The organism is Corynebacterium nasorum (assembly GCF_022345765.1).
In the GTDB taxonomy this organism is placed as follows: Bacteria; Actinomycetota; Actinomycetes; order Mycobacteriales; family Mycobacteriaceae; genus Corynebacterium; species Corynebacterium kefirresidentii.
In genome coordinates this window covers 1-18,532 of sequence record NZ_JAKRDR010000017.1, presented here as the reverse complement: position 1 = coordinate 18,532, position 18,532 = coordinate 1, and the positions used below count along the sequence as shown (strand labels likewise).

Below are 18,532 nucleotides of genomic sequence, written 5' to 3'. Positions count from 1 at the left end.
TTCCCCGCCGCGGCGCCTTTTGCGTACCCAGCAAACGGGCTTATGCATCCGGCCCGTCTATATCGCATCAAGGACGCGGCCAAGGGCCGCGGAGATAGCCTCGGGGTCTTCGAGGATCACCATGTGTCCGGAGCCTTCCACCGTCTGCAGGTTCGCGGCGGGCCAATGCTTACAGAGCACCTCGGATTGTGAACGCGGGGTGACAATATCGGCGGTTCCGACTACCACCTCGCCCTTGAGCTTCGCCAGCCGTGGGGCGGCGCCGTACTCGGCGTGTTCCAAAAGGTCGTCGAAGAAGCCGGAGTAGGAGGCCAAGGGGGTATCGAGAAGCATGGCAACGTGAAATTGCAGCTTCTCCATTTGTGGAAAGCCGGCCAAGGTCGCAGCAAAAAGTGGCGCAATGAACCGGGCGGCCTCAAAGCGCGCGCTATCGACGCGACCAGGCAGGCGCAGACAGAGGCGGTAGAGCGCATGCAGAGATTTCGACTGCAGAATCTGCGCTACGCCCTTTGCTGCAAAGCGGCGCATCGAAGTTGAAATTAGCAGCGCGCCCTTGATGCGCTCATAAACCTCGGCTGGAGCACGGCGGATGAGGTTTAAGGCAACCATGCCGCCCAGGGAATGGCCGACGATGACCAGGTTGCCACGGGGAGCGCGCTCTCGAATGACGGCGAGGACGTCGTCAGCCGCCGTATCAACGGTGCACTCCTCTGGGGCGACCGTGGAGGACTGGCCGTGCCCGCGCAAATCCACCAAGAGTGCACGCGCATTGCGACCGCGGAGATAATTGGCCTGGTCATAATAGGCTTCCGCGGATAAGCAATAGCCGTGAATGAAGACCACGGTTACTGGCGCGTCTTCGCGCCCCACCTCGTACCAGGCAATATCTAGGCCATCGTGTTCCACAGTGCCGGAAGCGCTGACCTGGGTAAGGCCCGGCTCGGTGGAGGGATCATGCAATCCGCCATAGAGTTTTTCTAGCTCGGCGCGGTGCGAGGGGCGCAGGCGCTTGAGCCAACTACGCGCCACAACGGAAGAACGTTTTCTCAATGCCATAACGGGATCAATACTAGACTGGTGGGCATGGCAAACGACCTCAGCGCCCAATTACAGGCAAAGTTCAACGCGAGCGCGCCGGAAAAGGAGCCGGAGCGCGATACGCTCGGCCAGCTCCTCGCGCTCATAAACAAGGTCACCGGTACCGAGGAAGATCTGAGCCGGGATAAGCGGCTGAAGGATATTGGCGTCGAATCGCTAGATCTAGTGGAGCTGACCGTGCGCGCGGAAGAGACCTTCCAGGTGCGTTTTTCTGAGGAAACGATGCTCAACTGCGAAACCATCGGCGATATTGCCGAGTATGTGGAGGACCACCAATGATTTCTTATCTATCCGATATGGACGGCGTACTCATCAAAGAAGGCGAGATGATCCCTGGCGCCGATAAATTTATCCAAGCGCTCAAGGATAATGACATCGAGTACATGGTGCTGACCAATAACTCCATGTCTACTCCACGGGATCTTTCTGCCCGCCTGCGCAATACCGGCTTGGATATTCCTGCCGAGCGCATCTGGACCTCCGCCACCGCCACCGCGAATTTTCTTTCCAGCCAGGTAAGCTCCAGCAAGGCCTATGTAGTGGGTGAATCCGGCCTTACCACCGCCATGCACGAGGCTGGGTGGATCCTTACCAACGATGACCCTGATTTTGTGGTGCTTGGTGAGACCCGCACCTATTCTTTTGAGGCCATCACGAACGCGATTAACCTCATCCGCAATGGTGCTCGTTTTATCGCCACCAACCCAGATGTCACCGGCCCTGCCCCAGAAGGAGTATTGCCGGCCACCGGTGCCGTGGCTGCACTGATTACCGCCGCCACCAACCGCGAGCCTTATTACGTGGGCAAGCCCAACCCAGTCATGATGCGCTCGGCGCTCAATCATATTGGTGCCCACTCGGAGCACACGGTGATGATTGGTGACCGCATGGATACAGACGTTAAGGCCGGTCTCGAGGCCGGCATGCGCACTGTATTGGTGCGCTCCGGCATCTCCGATGACCGAGAGATTTCTCGCTACCCCTACCGCCCTTCTGCCGTGCTGAAATCGGTGGCCGAGCTGCCGGACAAAATCTTTGATCCCTTCGCCGAGGAGGAATAGGCCGCCCTCAACCGGCCCTACTTATGGCAGAAGGAAAAGGGAGGGTGGACCAGCAGCTGTTGGTCCACCCTCCCTGTGCTTTCTACGGCAGGCGCACGGCAGCAGTAAAGCCGTGGCGCTGTGCAAGGTAGCGCACGACGCAGTCCAGCGCATCTAGCTCTTCGCGGGTGCCGGTCAGCACCTGTTGGCAGCCAATACCGCTGTCTGAGTGGGCACAGGCTTTGCCGCCTCGAGCAAGCGCCGCGACAGAAAGCCCATCCCGGAACCAACGAGTGCACCACTGAGCGGTCAGTGGGTCATCGCCCGGAATGATAAATTCCGACTCGGTACGGATGCACCGATCCATGGCGCGTTCAATCTCCGAGCGCAGCGAGCGCGGCATCCCGGAAATCTTGAGCACACCGGTAACCACGGTGGCACCACCGTTGACGGAGGGCCACGCGGAGGTGGAGGCCGGCTGTTCAACCGGCGCAGGGTTAACGCACGTATTCATAGCCGATTCTCCCTCGACATAGATCACCACCGCACGAGGCCTGCCGGCCCGGCGCGATGCAAGACGAGCTTCGTCTTCCCCAACGAACTGTCTGATGCGTCTGCACACAATTTTCCTGCGTCACACCTCCCCCTACAACCCTCAACTTTCACTTCAACCCCCGTTTGCTAAACCTCAACCCCAGGTACAGACTGGGACTAAAGTTGCAGGTGAAACCAGTGTTATTAATGTGAAACTTGGCCTTTTCTGTGAACTCCCTAGGCTTGTTCTATATTCTCCACCAGACGGCCTGCTCATGGGCGCGAAAACCCTATTTGACTTACCTCCAACAGCGGCTAGTTACAGGCACGCCGCGATCCCAAGTTTTATGGCCCCTACCGCACAAAAATCCTCGATTTTTCCCACCCTGCGGGGGAGCCTTCCACCGTGCCGCTTCCCCGATAAAAGGTTATAGACACGCGCTAGCGCACTGGAGGCGCTAGCTCCGCCGAGTCCGGACGCCTACAAGGCGTTCCAGATGGAGGTATTCGTATCGTGCCAGAGTGGCTTGCACCATTCGCCAAAGTCACGGTCCGTGAGCGCCACCATGGCATACTCGCCGGCCACCCAGAGGTAGGTGCCGGACATGCCAAAGTGACCGACGGCGTCGGCAGGCAGGGCGCCCATCCAGTGTTCTTTGTCGCCGTGGATTTCAAAACCAAGGCCCCAGGTACAATCTTTAAAACTGCCGTAGCCCGGGACAATGCCGCGCAGGCCACCAAAATGGACGCGGCGCATATCGGCCACGGTGGATGGGTGCAGCAGCTGCGGCTCCTGGACTTCCGCAGCAAAGGCCGCCAAATCTTTCACCGTGGAGACCAAGCCGTGACCGGCCGAACCTTCGAGACGAGTGGAATCCATGCCCGACGGGGTAAGTACACCCTCGCGTAGGTACTCGGCAAAGTCCATGCCCGTGGCATCGGCCACGGTATCTGCGGCCCACTCATAACCGGCCGAGGAATAGATGCGGCGTTCGCCAACCGGCTTCTGCGGCTCTCGGGAGTCAAAGGAAATGCCAGAGGCGTGTGCAAGCAGGTGTTCCAGGGTCGAGCCCTCCGGACCGGCCGGCTGCCCCAATTCCACCGCGCCTTCTTCCACGGCAAGCATCACGCCATAGGCCGCAACCAGCTTGGTCACCGATGCCACTGGAAACTCGCGGGCGGTATCTCCTACCGTTTCTATGACCTCGCCGCGGTGCAGCAAAGCACCGGCCACCGTATCCGCGGGCCATTGGCTGATCTGGCTAAATTCACTCATGCCCTCCAGCCTACTGAGCCAAGCCCGCCCAAGGCCCGCACTCTAGGGCCGGGCGAGGGGCAAGGAAGTTAACCGCCAGTTAAGACAAAAAGAACTCTTTATGTAATTGGCCTAGGATCGCTTGCACAGGCGGCAAACATGACGAAGCTTTAAATCATGCCTAATAATTCTCAGAATCAGTCCGCTTCTGCCCGCGGAAACGTCAATCGCCGCCGCTTCCTGCAAACCACCGGCACCGCCGGCGCCGCCATCGCTTTGTCCACCGCCGCCGCCAACTCTGCCAATGCCCAAAGCAGCCTCTCCCCGCGCGTGGAGCAGCACATGGTAGAGCCCCAACTGGGCGAGCGCCCCTTCCTCCACGGCGTTGCCTCGGGCGATCCTATTCCGGATTCGGTCATTTTGTGGACCCGCGTAACCCCGGATGCCGATGCCATGCCGGGATCCGGCCTGGGCGAGGCCACCCGGGTGGAGTGGGAAATAGCCAAGGATGAGGGGTTCGGGGACGTCGTCAAGCAGGGCGAAGTGACCACCGACGCCAACCAGGACCACACCGTGCACGTGGATCCGCACGGCCTAGAGCCGGAGACCGTGTACTTTTACCGCTTTAAGGCGCAGGATAAGTACTCGCCCATTGGCCGTACCAAGACCGCCCCGGCGCTGAGCGCCTCCCCAGAAGAGCTCACCTTCGGTGTGGCTAGCTGTGCAAACTGGGAGTCCGGCTTCTTTAACGCCTATGGCGATATTGCCCAGCGCGGCCGCGCCGACCAGCTGGATTATATGATCTTCTTGGGCGACTATATCTACGAATACCCGCAGCGCGAGTACGCCGGTAATGGCCCGGTGCGCCTGCACCACCCTGCGCACGAGATTATCTCGTTAGAGGATTACCGGATTCGCTTCGGCCGCTACCGCACCGATGAAAACCTGCAAGCCGCACACGGGGCACTGCCGTGGGTTGTGGTGTGGGATGACCACGAGGTGGCCAACGATAACTGGCGCGAGGGCGCCGAAAACCACACCGAGGGCAAGGAGGGTGCCTTCCTCGACCGCCGCAAGGCCGCAATGCAGGCCTACTTCGAGTGGATGCCGGTGCGCGCAACCAATCCTTCCGAGCAGGGCCACCTCTACCGCAGCCTGACTTTTGGTGACCTGGTGGAACTAACCATGATGGACCTGCGCACCTACCGCGATGAGCAGGTGCGCTTTGGCCCGCACAAGATGGCCGCAGAAGGCCGCACGATGCTCGGATCCGAGCAATATAATTGGCTGCTCAATAAGATTGAGACCTCTTCTGCGAAGTGGAATATGCTGGGCAATTCCGTCATGTTCTCCCCCATGAACCTGGCTACCCTGCAAAAGGATGACAAGACCAAGCCGGTTTCTTCCTCGCTGTCTTCCAATATCACCGGCATTCCGGTCAATGGCGACCAGTGGGATGGCTACTCTGCAGAGCGCCGCCTGCTTATCGACGCCCTTTCCAAGCACGATGCCCACACCCTCTTTGTCACCGGCGATATCCATTCCGAGTGGGCGCATAATATCAGCAAGGATGGCCGCATCTTTGGCGCCGAGCTGGTCTGCGCCTCCGTTTCTGCGCCCAATGTCAACGAGCAGCTCAAGCTGCCGGAAGGCAACGAGCTTTCCAAGCTTGCCGAGCGTTACCTGCTAGGTGCCAACCCGCACACCCGCCACGTGGACTTGGACCACCACGGCTATAGCTTTGTAACCGTGCGCCCGGATTCCGCAGAAATGCACTGGCTGCGTGTGGATAACCTGCTGTCCGCTAAGTCCCCGGTGCGCGAGGCTGTGACCATGACCTGGCGCCCAGGCAAGGGCTATACCAAGTAGTTGTAAGTTCTGTCACATGACAGGCACTTGGTGTTAACGAACGGGTAGTACACCTTCGATAGGCATAGTGAAAGACCCTCTCTGGGGAATTTCACTACCTATCACTCTGATGCCTCTCGGCCCCCCTTTATGCCGCGGATTTTTACCTAGTCCGCGGCATATTCATAATCAATGTAGCCACGCTCGCCGCCCAGGTAGAACGTATCCTGGTCCGGCTCGTTGAGCTCCAAGCCCTCACGCCAGCGGCGCACTAGGTCCGGGTTGGCGATGAGCTGGCGGCCCACCACTGCGGCATCCACGTAGTCCAGCTCGATTTCACGCTGCGCGTCTTCCTTAGAAGTCACCGTAGGGAAGCCGTCATTCATCAGCACCTTGGTCACGCCATTTGCGCGGGCTTTTTGCGCCAGCGTGGCGATAAGCTCGCTTTCCGGCTCACCGTGCAGCAGGGACACATAAGCCAGGTTCAGCGGTGCCAGGGCATCGAGCAGTCCGCCGTAGGTGGCCAGCATATCGTCCTGGTCATCCTCGATGACCTCCTGCACATTGTGGGCCGGCGAGAATCGCACACCTACGCGGTCGGCGCCGATTTCCTCCGCCACGGCGCGGATGACCATCTCCGGCAGGCGCCAGCGATTTTCCGGGCTGCCGCCGAATTCATCCTCGCGTTTATTGGACGAGGCCGCCATAAACTCATGCAGCAGGTAGCCATTCGCGCCGTGGATTTCCACGCCGTCGACGCCGGCGTCAATTGCCCGGCGCGCACCCTGGCGGAATTCCTCCACGATGCGCGGCAGCTCTTCCTTCTTCAGCTCGCGCGGGACCGGCGCATCCATTTTGCCGGAAAAGCCACGGACGGTTCCGCCCCAGTCGAAGGAGCTCGGGGCCTCTGGATCTGCACCGTCAATTAGATCTGGGTGGCTGGTGCGGCCACCATGCATGATCTGCATGAACAAGGTGCCGCCGGCCTCGTGGACTCGGTCTGCTACCGCACGCCAGCCTTCTGCCTGCTCCTCGGTGGCAATGCCTGCCTGGCCTGGGAATGCGCGGTTGGTCCACGCGGGGAAGGTGCCCTCCGTGACAACCAGCCCGGCCGTGGCACGCTGCGAGTAGTACTTCTGGTGCAGCTCGGTAGGCACACCGCTTTCGCCTGCGCGCTGGCGGGTCAGCGCCGCCATGGTCACGCGATTATCTATCGTGTATCGGCCAAGTTCCAGAGGCTCAAATAGTGAAGTCATGCTAGGTGCAACGCGCAGCTAGCTCGCACTATTTCCCCTTTGCCACACAAGATCATTTCTGCACGTCAAGAGCTACGACATGAGCGATCATGCCGGCTTTGCCAACCACGAAAGGAAGCAGTGGTCGAAATGGAGGGCACATCCTACTGACGAGGCTCTGCCGGAATCTCTGTGCCTGCGCTACCGGCCGTTCCGGAAGCTTGGGCGCCGTCGCCGGCGTCGCCTCCCGCAGTGGGCGCAGTGCCGGCGCCGGTCCCGGAATCTGTCCCCGCGTTGTCTGCGCCATTGGGGGCACTCGGGGCCGGGGAGGCATTACCAGTAGCGCCTGTTCCCTGCCTGCCGCCGGCAGGCGTATCAGTCGTGCCAGCGTCATTCGTACCCTGTGGGTAGTCGGTCTCCGTAGGAGCGGCACTGTCTTCCGTTGGTTCGGACTGTGTACCGGTCTCGGTGGTTGCTGGGGTGGGTTGGTTTGAGGGGGCGTCGGAAAGCTGTGAGGAGGAGGTTTCCTTGCCGCTATCGCGCCAGTGCTCGGGCGAGAGCCAGCCCGCGTCCGCATTTTCGGGATTGCTCGAGGCCAAGGCCAAGGCACCGACGACAAACAGCGCGAGGACAAGGCCCGTGGTGGAGGCGCGGACTCGGCCGCCGAAGGTGGCGATCTTTTGAAACTTGCTATTGGTCTCCAAGCCACGCCAGATGCCCTGGGAGGGCTCTGGTTCTTGATCATCCGCATCAGACAGCGCGGGTTTTCCGGGGCCGTCACTAGCCGGGCCATCCACCTCAGCGTCCGCGGTGGCGGCACTGCGCTCCACCTTCGTCTCAGGGTGGCAGCCCTCCCCTGCGGTGGAAGCATCCTTTACGGATTCTTGAGCCGCGGTATTTCCCTGCGGTGGGGTCAGCGGGCGCTGCAGTTCATCGAGATCGGCCACATTGTAGTGATCCCAGAACTCCGAGAGCAGCGCCGAGCGAATGGCGCGTTCCACCGCCCATTGGCGGGCCGGGTTAACGGTGACCAGTACGCGGTAGGTCACGTGCCACGATTGGCCGGCGGCCTGCGGGGCAACCAGCTGCGTGGCTGGCAGCACCTCGAGCTCGCCGTTGACATCCACGGCGATGGATGGCTCTTGGATAGCCTGCTCAGAAATGGTGCGCACCCGGCGCGTGATCTCCGGCAAGGTCTCGCCTTCTTGCACGGGCACGTCGAAGTTGACCACGGCACGCGACCATTCCTGGGAATAGTTTGTTACCGCCCCGGCAGAACTATTGGGCACGGTGACGAGCTCGCCGGTGGGAGTGCGCACCTTGGTGGTGCGCAGAGTCAGCATCACCACGGTGCCTTCCACATCGGTTACGCCATCAAAGCTGACGTAATCGCCTACACCGAATTGCTTTTCCGAAAGGATGAAAAAGCCGGAGAGGAAATCCGCAATGATGGACTGGGCGCCAAAACCCACGGCGGCCGAAACTATCGTCGCCGGCACCGCCGCGCCTACCGCAGGAACGCCGATATTGGTCAGCGCCGCCCAAATGATGAGGAAGTACGCGATGGCCTGCACGATGTAGACCAGCGCACCGGTCAGCGCCAGGCGCGCCTTGGTGGATTCTTCATCTTCATCGAGGCGGCGCTCTATGATGCGGATCGCCAGCCTGCCGATGCGTGGGATCAAAATGCCTATGAGCAGCAGCGCGATAAGCGGTAAGCCGTGGTCAACGAAGATGCTCCACAGCTCGTAGAAGTAATACTTCAGGTTCATGCCTCTACCGTAGGTGGCGGAGCTGAAAACTGGATGCCAGTTCACTGCCAGCCACCATGCAAACACTCCCCCCTCGCACAGCCCGTTTCCCCCTATGCCCTGCACAGACTCCGGCACCCGCCGCCTTGTTTAGCTACGGTATGGGGCATGAAGAAATCATTCCTTATTCCCTTCTTTTCCCTAGCCCTTTTTGCCACCGGTTGCGGCGGCAGCGACGAGACCGCCACCACCATTTCCACGGTGAAAGAAACCGTTACGGAAACGGCCAATGAAACGAGCTCTACAGAATCCAGCACCGAGGAAACGTCCACAGAAAAAACGACCACGGAAGTAGCAACTACAGATGCCGCGCAGCACGCCGAACCACAAACAGAAAATCAGGAAGCCGTGCAACCGCCTACCGAAAACCGGCAGCAGGAAAACACCGCGCAGTACCAATGCGCGGACGGCACCTGGGTGGAGTTTGCCGCGTTGTGCAAGGAATCAAACGCTCAACCGCCAGTACAAGCGCCCAATGGGCCGAGTGCGGAGTGTCCGGCCTACCTGTGCGGCTATGGCAACGATGCCAACGGCAACCGGAATAAGAGCTCCGGAGAAATCCAGACCCAATATGGCTGCGAGCAAGGCTATATCACGGACCCGCAGGTTTGCGGCGCGGTTGGGCGCTAAGCCGCCGCGCTAAAGAACCGCGGGCTAGTCGCGGGAGTCATAGCGCTTCATGAGGCGATCAATGAGTTCATCAGTAAGCTTGTCATCTTCCAAAATGGCATCCAGGAGGCGTTGGGATTCCTCGTGGGAGACCTGTTCCTCCTCGTTGTAGGAATCACCGGTGAGGTCCACGCCGAAGTCCGTGTCCTCGCCTTCAGCTACCACTGCGCTGAGCTGATCCACATCAGACTCGAAGGACTCCAGAAACTCGCTGGCCTCCGCCGCGGCTTCTTTGCGCCGCTTACCGGAGCGCACTTCCTTTTCAATGCGCCGCTGCAGCGCTGCCTCCATCTGGCGGTGGCGCCAAGAACGTAGGCGGTGCGGCTCTAGGCGACGCCCCACTGCACGGCTCTTATTTTCGGCTTTCTTGGCCAACACCTTAACCTGTGCGGCGGTGTCATTAATAGGTGCCCAATCCTGATAGGCCGGCACGCGCCACCCAGCCCAAATGCCTAGCAGCGCCAAGAAGATGGAGACCAACGGCCCAATAATCATGCCCACTGCCATCATGTCGAAATGGTGGCCTACCAGCACAATAATCGCACAAGCCACGGCCGGAATGACTGTTGGCTGGTTATCACCGAAGACGCTCGGCTCGCGCCCCATCACGATGTCACGAATCATCGATCCGCCCGTGGCGGTAAACACGCCCATCATGATGCATGGAATAAGCGGCAGGCCGTAGGTAATAGCCTTCACCGCGCCGGTAGCGGCCCAGAGGCCCGAAACGACGGCGTCGCCATGCGCCTGCAGATAATCCCAGGTCTTGCCTTTGAAGTAAACAAAGCGAGCAATCAGCGCGCCGGTAAAAGCCAAGTAGAGGTATTCCGGCTGGCTCATTGCCGCGACGGTGCCGCGGTTAATGAGCACGTCGCGCACCATGCCGCCGCCTAGCGACGAGAACATCGCAATGAAGAAAAAGCCGATGATATCGTAGCCGCGCTTACGCGCCATAGTGCCACCGATAATTCCCATCAGCAGCACACCACTGATATCGGACCAGCGGTAGAGAGATTCAATGAGCGGATCTACTTCAACCATATAGTTATTAGACTTCACCGCCCGCCCTTGCGCAATCAGCACACCCATATGCGCAGATAAGCACAAGGAGGCGCCAGCACTGCTTGCCGACGCCTCCCTATCACCGTGGGGCCAGCGGGGCTCGAACCCGCGACCAACGGATTATGAGTCCGTAGCTCTAACCGACTGAGCTATAGCCCCACGCAGATTGCACGCCCACTTGGGCGACTCTCTGCCCTGAAAAGATTAGTCAAAGAGCGGCCAAAGACCAATTTGCCCCCTTCGCTATTGAGTATTTGTACGCTTCCTACCCCCTGCGGGTAGAAGTTAATTATGCGCAAACTACTCTCTTCTCTCATTCTCGTCTCTGCTCTCACGCTTACCTCCTGCTCGGATAGCGGTAGTGACAGCTCAAAGACGAGCGACTCCAGTAATTCCGCGTCCGATGCACAGGCCGATGCGAAGTCCGTAATTGGAACGTGGAAGCAAGAGGACAGCGCTTCTGAAGATGGCTGGATGGAGGCCAGCATCACCGATGACGTCATCACCATCGAATGGGTCATGGACAACGGCGAAAATCGCATGATCTACTGGATTGGCACTTTTGACGCTCAAGCCGCCGCATCCGGTGAGACCGTTACTTCAAACCGCGATGCCGTTGCCACCGACTCTGAGTGGATGGCCGCTGGGTCCGACAAGAAAGATTTCTCTATCGATGACGACACCTTAACTTTCAAGGTGGCGTTTGAAGATGAGGAATTCACCACACATATGAAGAAGATGAAGGATGAACCGACAACCGTTAATGAGCTAAAGAGCACAGATTTCAGCCAAACCTTTAAAGATGGAGTCTTGGATGTTCCAGCCGCCAAGTTCGAAATTACCGATCACCGTGTTATTAAGCCCGGTGAGCCTGGCAATGAAATAGGTGAAAAGCCACTTCTCGTCTTTAACTATGACGTAACGAATAAAACGGATGAAACCCTAACCACCACCGACTTTGTCGTGTACTTCACCGCCATCCAAGACAATGATCCGAATAAAGTAAACGAGCTCGACCTCGGTTCCTATATTGATCCTGAAACTGACGATACTCAGCTTGAGCAGATTAAAAAGGGAGGCACTGTCGCTGGAACCATAGCCTACGAGCTCGATGATCTAACTACCCCTGTGGACCTTGTTGCAACTAAGTCCTTCAGCCAAGATGAAATCGGACGCCAAACTTTCGAGCTCAATTAACTGCCCGTATACAACGCGCTTAAATCTCCCGTTCTAGCCGATACAGGAAGCGAAGCCCGCCGAGATACAACGCCCAAAGGAAATCGAGCCCATTTCTCACTGAGGCAGGCAGTACTTGACAGGCGTAGCCAGGCCCCTCCTGTATCCAATGGGAGGGGCCTGTTGTAGTGCGCAAAGCAGCACTTTAGCTGTGTTTCTCCCCGCGCCAGCGGGGATTTCTCATTTCCCTTCCCCTTAGCACAGGTCCATTTCCAGGTCCGGCCTTTCCGAGAACACACGGTCCCCTTTGCATTGCGACCACGCTAAAGACCGATAGAGCCAATTCGACCGCCCCTTGAGCGGTTGCAACTCCCCCAGTGCAAACGTTACCCCTGCATTTACCTCCCGTTTCTCCACGGCATAAAATCAAGAGTGACATTGACCTTGATGTCACAGCATTTGTGATGGGAGATACATATGACGACACTAGATTCCCTCTTGGTGCCCGGTGCCGTGGACTTGCACGGCACCGCCAAGGACTGGCGAGCAGCTATCCATCTTGCGGGATCGCTGCTTGAAGAAGCTGGCACGATAACCGCAGACTACACGGAAGCAATGGTGCACTCCGTGGAAGAAACGGGCCCATATATTGTCGTGGCTCCCGGTTTCGCTTTTGCGCACGCGCGCCCTTCGGAGGCGGTAAAAGAAACCTCACTGTCGTGGGTGCGCCTGGATAAGCCGGTGGAATTCGGGCATGATTCCAATGACCCTGTAGACCTCGTCGTAGCGTTTGCCGCACGGAGTGACTCCGAACATCTGCAGGCGATGAAACAGCTCGCAAAGCTGCTAGCCACCAAACGCGACGAGCTTGATAGCGCAGAATCTGAAGAGGGGCTCCGCGCAGTCCTCACGGCATCGACGTCGAGTAAGAAACGCGCAGCTTCCACAGCAACGTCGGGGCCAAAGGCGCAACCAGCGAAGCAAACGGCCGCCGATTCTGTTGCCTCCAAAGGAAAAATTCTCACGGTATGCGGCAACGGGCTAGGTACGTCATTGTTCCTCAAAAACACCCTCGAGCAGGTGCTCGATGAGTGGGGTTGGGGTCCTTACCTCACCGTGGAAGCTACAGACACCATCTCTGCCAAGGGCCGCGCAGGCGAGGCGGATTTCTTGCTCACCTCCGGCGAAATTGCCGCAACGCTTGGCGATGTCGGAGTCCCCGTCTACGTCATCCAAGACTTCACCTCTATGCCTGAAATCGATGGGGCTCTGCGCGAGCTCTATGACATCTAAGGAGCATCCTCATGGACTTTCTTCTTGCTATAGCGAACTTCCTGGTAAATGAAATTCTCTCCGTGCCAGCGTTTCTCATCGGCATCATCACTGCGGTGGGTTTGGCAGCGATGGGCCGCGGTACCGGCAAAACCATTGGCGGCGCCATCAAGGCCACGCTCGGCTTTCTCCTTATCGGCGCTGGTGCAGGCCTAGTCACCGATTCTTTAGAGCCGCTGGGGGCCATGATTACCGGCGCCACGGGCGCCCAAGGCGTGGTTCCGACCAATGAAGCCATCGTAGGCATTGCGCAGGATCAGTTCGGCAGCCAAGTCGCTTGGATCATGATCTTAGGCTTTGTGGTTTCGCTGCTGCTCGCCCGCTTTACGCCAATGAGCTACGTGTTTCTTACCGGTCACCATGTTCTCTTCATGGCGACTCTTCTCACCATGGTGCTTGCACCAGCCGGGTATTCCTCGTGGATTGTCATCGCCTTCGGAGCAGCGCTCCTTGGCATTCTTATGGTTTCGCTCCCCGCCATCGCGCACCCATTTACCCGCCGCATTACCGGCGATGACTCCGTGGCCATCGGACATTTTGGCACTGCGGGGTATTTGGCTGCGGGCGGCGTCGGCAAGCTGGTGGGCGGCAAGGGTAAGAAAATGTCGCCCTCCACTGAGGACCTGAAATTGCCGGAAGGCCTGCGCTTCTTGCGCGATTCCATGGTGGCAACCGCGCTATCCATGGCGCTGATGTACGTGGTCCTCGCCGTGCTCTTCATTGCTCGCGCCGGTTCCGAGGAAGCCTTCACGGCCTTTCCAGATGGCGCCACTAATGTGAGCAATTTCTTGATGCAGTCCGTGACCCAAGGACTCCAGTTTGGCGTAGCCGTGGCCGTCATCCTGTTTGGCGTCCGCACCATCCTGGGCGAGCTCGTGCCTGCTTTCCAGGGCATCGCAGCCAAGGTGGTGCCCGGCGCGATCCCTGCACTGGATGCCCCCATCGTCTTTCCTTATGCCCAGAACGCAGTGCTCATCGGATTCATTTCTTCCTTCCTCGGCGGACTTGTCGGCCTCGCCGTCCTGTCTACCTGGCTCAATCCAGCCTTTGGCATTGCGCTGATTCTGCCCGGTTTGGTGCCGCACTTCTTCACCGGCGGTGCAGCAGGCGTTTATGGCAATGCCACCGGCGGCCGCCGTGGTGCCGCGCTCGGTGCTTTTGTCAACGGCCTCATCATTACTTTCCTGCCGGCATTCCTCCTCGGTGTCCTTGGTTCCTTCGGCTCCGCGAATACCACTTTCGGCGACGCTGACTTTGGCTGGCTCGGCCTGCTGCTGGGCTGGTCCATTCACGCCGATGGCGCCCTGGGCCTCGTCTTCATTGCCTTCATTGCGCTGGCCATTCTGGCCTTGGGGTGGGTGTGCCAGCGCAAGCTTGTCGACGTCCACTGGGACCCCACTCCCCACCGCCCTTCCCCCACCAGCAACGCCGATGCCGCCGCAACCAGCGGTGCAACCGGCGCACCCACTTCCGCCAGCACAGCCACAAAGTACCCGAAGGTTCTGCCACCCGAAGGTGCGCCAGTTCCACCCGCTCGTATAGACCATTAGCCGCGCGCCACACCCCGAAGGGCGCTACAGTATCCCTATGCAACGCCCTTCCATTCTCCCTCTCGCGTCCGTGCTCCTCGCTACCGGTCTTGTGCTGAGCGCCTGCGGCTCCGGTTCAGACTCCAACTCTGATTCCACCCCAGCAGAAGAGCCAGCCTTCTCCACCGCGCAAGATAGCAACTCCCCGGCTGGTGAAAATGCAGAAGAAACCAGCCCGGAGAAGGAAACGAAGCAACGTCGCACCGAAACGGTCACCAAAGAGGCAGCCCCAGAGCAGCCCACACCACCGGCCGGCGGCAAACACAACATCCATGTAGGCCAGATTGGCGGCTACTGTGGCACATCATCGTCGGGCGATTCCATCGACGCCGGCGATGCGACCTCCTGCGAATTCGCCGCCGCGGTCTTTGATGCCGCGATGCAGGCCAGCTACACTCTGCGCTCCCCAGATCCCACGGTGACATCGGTATACCACGCGGATGTCTCCGCCAGCAGCCCGGTGACCAAGCAATCCTATGACCTTGACTGCCGCATGGGCAGCGACCAGCGAGTTCTCACGTGCGAAAGGCCCGGAGACAAAACAGTTCGCGCCTCATTCGAAACCGCCGACAAAAGCATATGGTCCAGGCGCGTGGCCACGACGAACTAAGCCCCCCTACCTCACAAAGTCTTCTTCGGACGGCCACGGTAGCTCCACGTCGACGGGAGTAGCGGCAAGGACATCGAGAGACTCTTTAAATTCCACTAGGTCGAGGCCCAACTTCTCATAGGCCTCGACCATTGCTTCGGGGATGCACTCGGCGCGGGAGCGCAGGGCGTCGCCGTCGGCGGTGAGGCTAGCGAGGGTGCGGCGCTCGTCGGCGGGATCACGGCGTCGCTCCACGTACCCCTGCTTTTCTAGGCGCTTAAGCAGCGGGGTAAGCGTGCCGCTATCCAGACCGAGGCGGGAATCAATGAATTTAAGTGGCACCGCGTCGTCGGCCTCCCACAGCACCAACATGACCAGGTATTGGGGGTAGGTCAGCCCCAGCTCATCGAGGAGTGGCCGATAGGAACGCACTACCGCCCTACTCGCACGGTAAATCGAGAAGCACAGCTGACTATCGAGAGAAAGGTAATCAGTGGGCGCGTCATTCATAGCCAAAAGTATAGACGTCAAGAAAACATTGCCCACAATTTAATTGTGTACAATCAAAATTAGATATTAAAACCGGATTGTAAAATCGAAAGGAGCAATCATGGACGCCATGTACACCACCGAGGCACTAGCCACCGGAGCAGGCCGCAATGGCCACGCCACCGTCAAGGACTCTGACCTCGACTTCGCCCTAGCCATCCCGAAGGAAATGGGCGGCAGCGGCGAAGGTGCCAACCCAGAGCAGCTTTTTGCCGCCGGCTACGCCGCTTGCTTCCACTCCGCTCTGCAGGCCGTGGCCCGCAACCAGAAGGTCGAGTTGGGTGACTCTGCGGTGGGTGCACGAGTGGGCATCGGAAAGCAGGGCGAAGGCTTCCAGCTCGCAGTGGACCTGGAGGTTTCCATCCCAGCTCAAGACAAGGCCACAGCCCAGCAGCTTGCCGACGCCGCCCACCAGGTCTGCCCCTACTCCAATGCCACCCGGGGCAATATTGAGGTCACCGTCAACGTCGTCGAGGACTAGAATTCTTGCGTACAATCGGCGGACGTACAAAGACCCGATAGAAAAGGAGTCATTATGGACGCCGTATACACCACCGAAGCACTGTCCACCGGAGCAGGCCGCGACGGCCGCGCCGTAGTCAAGGATTCCGATCTGGACTTCACCATGACCGCCCCAAAGGAAATGGGCGGCAGCGGTGAGGGCGCTAACCCGGAGCAGCTTTTCGCTGCCGGTTACGCCGCCTGCTACCACTCCGCACTCAAGGCAGTGGCCAAGGACAAGGGTGTTGACGTGGAGAATTCCTCCGTCGGCGCCCGCGTTAAGCTGGGCAAGAACGACGAGGGCTTCTTCCTCGGCGTTGACCTCGAGGTCACCATCCCAGGCGTTGAGGATGACAAGGCACAGGAGCTTGCCGACGCCGCACACCAGATGTGCCCTTACTCCAAGGCCACCCGCGGCAACATCGAAGTCAACGTTGGTGTTGCACAGGACTAATCCTTCAAGATTTTGTCCCAGCCCACGCCGCGCCAATGTGCGCCGCGTGGGCCCTCTTTTATGCCTGCTGGCACACCACCGGCCTACAGATGGAGAGATTCCAGTTCATTGCAAAGCGCATCAATCTGTGTCTTGGTGTGGGTAGCCATTAAAGTCACCCGCAAGATTGCGGCTCCGTGAGGTACGGTAGGCCACCGAATTGCGGGGACTATGAATCCTCGTTCAAGCAGCGCGGCGCTCGCTTCCATCGCTACAGATTCATCACCCACGTGAATAGGAATGATAGGCCCTTCTGGCTTCAAGGTTCCCCTGCGTTGATGCCAATAAGAAAAATTGTCCTGCAGACCGCCGACTAGATTCGGATTGGTTTCCAATAGGTTTACGCCCGCAATAATAGCGGCGCAATTAGCCGGCGTGGGCGAAGTGGAAAATACAAAAGAACGCGCTTGCTGGCGCAATAGTTGGGCTACTGGCTCGCTTGCTGCCACAAAGGCGCCTTCAGCTCCGAGAGCTTTACTGGCGGTAATGAGCTGAATATCGGGCCGAATGCCAAAGTGCTCTGGAAGCCCACGGCCAGTAGCTCCTATAGTGCCAAAGGCGTGGGCATCATCCACCATCAACCAAGCCCCGTGGTTGTCTGTGACTTTATATAGGTCGGACAAAGGGGCGAGCACGCCATCCATAGAAAACAGACCGTCTGTAACCACGAGTGCGTATTCGGTTGTTCTGGTGGATAAAGCCTTGTCCACGGCCTCTACATCGCGGTGCGGGGTCACAACCACGGTCGCGCCGTTCGCCTTGGCCAGCCTGCAGCCATCGATAATGCTGGCGTGATTTCGAGCGTCTGAGACAATAGTGAGCTCTGGTGACGCTAGGGCCTGCAATGTAGAAATATTGGCCTGATAGCCACTGGCAAAAAGCACCGCATCGGGATAGCCGGTGAAGCTTGCTACAGCAGCTTCCGCTTCTATGTGCAGTTTCCCCGAGCCAGTGGTCAACCGCGAGCCACCGGATCCAACGCCGTATTCATCGATGGCTTCTTTTGCCGCATGAGCGATGTCTGGGTGCTCAGCTAAGCCCAAATAGTTGGAAGAGCTAAAAAGAACCGCCTCGCGAACACGGTGGTCTCCCGCCTGCTGCACTATCGCGCTAGGGGTTTGCCCACTTGCAAAAACAGAAGGACTCCGCCGAAGTCCGTCCTCGTCCCATTTTTGAAGTCGAGCCTGTACGGCCTGTTCAAGGCTAGGGTTCATGCTATCGAGTTCACTTCTACTAGGACGGGTTGGCTTTCCAGATACTCAATGAGCGCTAAGACATCAGCTCCCGGCCGGATAATAAAAGCGCGTCCTCCAGCCCGCGAGCCAGGTTCTTTGATGTGCGGCACCCGATGATATGTGCCAGCCACACAAACATAGCCCGTGGTGTAGGCGGGGTCATCGGAGATGCACAGTTCCGCGAGAATATCTGGGTGCGCAGCAACTTTACTGGCAAGAATAACTGCCTCGAGAGCCGCGTTTTTACCCACGCTTTCCGTGGAAAAGGCCAACTTAGCACCGATATGGCTTACGCGTATCCCCCTTTGCAGATCGGGTTCAAGACGGTCGGCTTGGGCGGCGTCGATAAGCATGGCACCGCGCATATCGCGGACCTCAAAGGTTGTTTCAATGATCGTGCTGTCAAGGGGTGAATGCGCCACTTCGACCGGGAGGTAGTTGTGACGCGTTGGACTCCGAAGGATGTTAAGGATGCTGCTGTTGAGCGCGTGGTGGCAGGCGAGGCAGTTAGCCTGG

Annotated in this window: 19 protein-coding genes and 1 tRNA gene; 10 read left to right on the top strand and 10 right to left on the bottom strand. The window is 58.8% G+C overall.

Annotated elements, in window-relative coordinates; all coding sequences use genetic code 11:
* Positions 1 to 57: 57 nt before the first annotated feature.
* On the bottom strand, positions 58 to 1,056 hold the full coding sequence (locus tag MHK04_RS10385) for an alpha/beta fold hydrolase (protein ID WP_023021128.1): 999 nt from the start codon (positions 1,054 to 1,056) through the stop codon (positions 58 to 60).
* 27 nt (positions 1,057 to 1,083) lie between these two features.
* Between MHK04_RS10385 and MHK04_RS10380 the strand changes: the two genes are divergently transcribed.
* Together MHK04_RS10380 and MHK04_RS10375 are read left to right on the top strand one after the other, a co-directional pair.
* On the top strand, positions 1,084 to 1,377 hold the full coding sequence (locus MHK04_RS10380) for an acyl carrier protein (RefSeq protein ID WP_023021127.1): 294 nt from the start codon (positions 1,084 to 1,086) through the stop codon (positions 1,375 to 1,377).
* Positions 1,374 to 2,159 (top strand): HAD-IIA family hydrolase, encoded by a 786-nt coding sequence (locus MHK04_RS10375; protein ID WP_023021126.1) that lies wholly within the window; start codon positions 1,374 to 1,376, stop codon positions 2,157 to 2,159. Before MHK04_RS10380 ends, MHK04_RS10375 begins: the two co-directional genes overlap by 4 nt.
* An 82-nt stretch (positions 2,160 to 2,241) precedes the next feature.
* Here MHK04_RS10375 and MHK04_RS10370 read toward each other — a convergent pair whose 3' ends face one another.
* Both MHK04_RS10370 and MHK04_RS10365 read right to left on the bottom strand, forming a co-directional pair.
* Positions 2,242 to 2,652, bottom strand: a complete 411-nt coding sequence (locus MHK04_RS10370; protein ID WP_239207496.1) for a hypothetical protein — start codon at positions 2,650 to 2,652, stop codon at positions 2,242 to 2,244.
* Between the two features lie 501 nt (positions 2,653 to 3,153).
* Positions 3,154 to 3,948, bottom strand: coding sequence for a serine hydrolase domain-containing protein (locus MHK04_RS10365; protein WP_239207495.1), 795 nt, complete (start codon positions 3,946 to 3,948; stop codon positions 3,154 to 3,156).
* A gap of 156 nt (positions 3,949 to 4,104) precedes the next feature.
* On the opposite strand from MHK04_RS10365, the gene MHK04_RS10360 reads away from it, so the two are divergent.
* On the top strand, positions 4,105 to 5,796 hold the full coding sequence (locus tag MHK04_RS10360) for an alkaline phosphatase D family protein (RefSeq protein WP_239207494.1): 1,692 nt from the start codon (positions 4,105 to 4,107) through the stop codon (positions 5,794 to 5,796).
* A gap of 146 nt (positions 5,797 to 5,942) precedes the next feature.
* Here MHK04_RS10360 and MHK04_RS10355 read toward each other — a convergent pair whose 3' ends face one another.
* Together MHK04_RS10355 and MHK04_RS10350 are read right to left on the bottom strand one after the other, a co-directional pair.
* A complete protein-coding gene (locus MHK04_RS10355; protein WP_239207493.1) occupies positions 5,943 to 7,031 on the bottom strand; it encodes an alkene reductase in 1,089 nt (362 codons plus the stop codon).
* A 143-nt stretch (positions 7,032 to 7,174) separates the two neighbouring features.
* The gene (locus tag MHK04_RS10350) at positions 7,175 to 8,782 is read right to left on the bottom strand and encodes a mechanosensitive ion channel domain-containing protein (RefSeq protein WP_239207492.1); all 1,608 of its coding nucleotides are present in this window, start codon (positions 8,780 to 8,782) and stop codon (positions 7,175 to 7,177) included.
* Positions 8,783 to 8,929: 147 nt separating this feature from the next.
* Between MHK04_RS10350 and MHK04_RS10345 the strand changes: the two genes are divergently transcribed.
* Positions 8,930 to 9,451 (top strand): hypothetical protein, encoded by a 522-nt coding sequence (locus MHK04_RS10345; RefSeq protein WP_232212601.1) that lies wholly within the window; start codon positions 8,930 to 8,932, stop codon positions 9,449 to 9,451.
* 24 nt (positions 9,452 to 9,475) lie between these two features.
* Here the strand turns inward: MHK04_RS10345 and MHK04_RS10340 are convergent, their stop codons facing one another.
* On the bottom strand, positions 9,476 to 10,531 hold the full coding sequence (locus MHK04_RS10340; RefSeq protein WP_239207491.1) for a trimeric intracellular cation channel family protein: 1,056 nt from the start codon (positions 10,529 to 10,531) through the stop codon (positions 9,476 to 9,478).
* A 106-nt stretch (positions 10,532 to 10,637) separates the two neighbouring features.
* Positions 10,638 to 10,711 (bottom strand) — tRNA-Ile (locus MHK04_RS10335).
* Between the two features lie 132 nt (positions 10,712 to 10,843).
* Between MHK04_RS10335 and MHK04_RS10330 the strand changes: the two genes are divergently transcribed.
* From MHK04_RS10330 to MHK04_RS10315, 4 genes are all read left to right on the top strand, one after another.
* Positions 10,844 to 11,749 (top strand): DUF5067 domain-containing protein, encoded by a 906-nt coding sequence (locus MHK04_RS10330; protein WP_239207490.1) that lies wholly within the window; start codon positions 10,844 to 10,846, stop codon positions 11,747 to 11,749.
* Positions 11,750 to 12,205: 456 nt separating this feature from the next.
* Positions 12,206 to 13,021 (top strand): PTS sugar transporter subunit IIAB, encoded by an 816-nt coding sequence (locus tag MHK04_RS10325; protein ID WP_239207489.1) that lies wholly within the window; start codon positions 12,206 to 12,208, stop codon positions 13,019 to 13,021.
* An 11-nt stretch (positions 13,022 to 13,032) separates the two neighbouring features.
* A complete protein-coding gene (ulaA, locus tag MHK04_RS10320; RefSeq protein WP_239207488.1) occupies positions 13,033 to 14,610 on the top strand; it encodes a PTS ascorbate transporter subunit IIC in 1,578 nt (525 codons plus the stop codon).
* 37 nt (positions 14,611 to 14,647) lie between these two features.
* The gene (locus tag MHK04_RS10315) at positions 14,648 to 15,259 is read left to right on the top strand and encodes a hypothetical protein (RefSeq protein ID WP_239207487.1); all 612 of its coding nucleotides are present in this window, start codon (positions 14,648 to 14,650) and stop codon (positions 15,257 to 15,259) included.
* 6 nt (positions 15,260 to 15,265) lie between these two features.
* On the opposite strand, the gene MHK04_RS10310 is transcribed toward MHK04_RS10315, so the two are convergent.
* The gene (locus tag MHK04_RS10310) at positions 15,266 to 15,748 is read right to left on the bottom strand and encodes a MarR family winged helix-turn-helix transcriptional regulator (RefSeq protein ID WP_239207486.1); all 483 of its coding nucleotides are present in this window, start codon (positions 15,746 to 15,748) and stop codon (positions 15,266 to 15,268) included.
* A 100-nt stretch (positions 15,749 to 15,848) separates the two neighbouring features.
* Between MHK04_RS10310 and MHK04_RS10305 the strand changes: the two genes are divergently transcribed.
* Both MHK04_RS10305 and MHK04_RS10300 read left to right on the top strand, forming a co-directional pair.
* Positions 15,849 to 16,268 carry an organic hydroperoxide resistance protein gene (locus MHK04_RS10305; protein WP_023021113.1) on the top strand — a complete coding sequence of 140 codons (420 nt, stop codon included), beginning with the start codon at positions 15,849 to 15,851 and terminating at the stop codon, positions 16,266 to 16,268.
* A 54-nt stretch (positions 16,269 to 16,322) separates the two neighbouring features.
* Positions 16,323 to 16,742: an organic hydroperoxide resistance protein gene (locus tag MHK04_RS10300; RefSeq protein ID WP_023021112.1), complete on the top strand. Its 420-nt coding sequence runs from the start codon at positions 16,323 to 16,325 to the stop codon at positions 16,740 to 16,742.
* Between the two features lie 83 nt (positions 16,743 to 16,825).
* Here the strand turns inward: MHK04_RS10300 and MHK04_RS10295 are convergent, their stop codons facing one another.
* Positions 16,826 to 17,884, bottom strand: a complete 1,059-nt coding sequence (locus MHK04_RS10295) for an aminotransferase class I/II-fold pyridoxal phosphate-dependent enzyme (protein WP_239207485.1) — start codon at positions 17,882 to 17,884, stop codon at positions 16,826 to 16,828.
* 107 nt (positions 17,885 to 17,991) lie between these two features.
* Positions 17,992 to 18,438: a 6-carboxyhexanoate--CoA ligase gene (locus tag MHK04_RS10290; protein WP_239207484.1), complete on the bottom strand. Its 447-nt coding sequence runs from the start codon at positions 18,436 to 18,438 to the stop codon at positions 17,992 to 17,994.
* Positions 18,439 to 18,532: the final 94 nt, after the last annotated feature.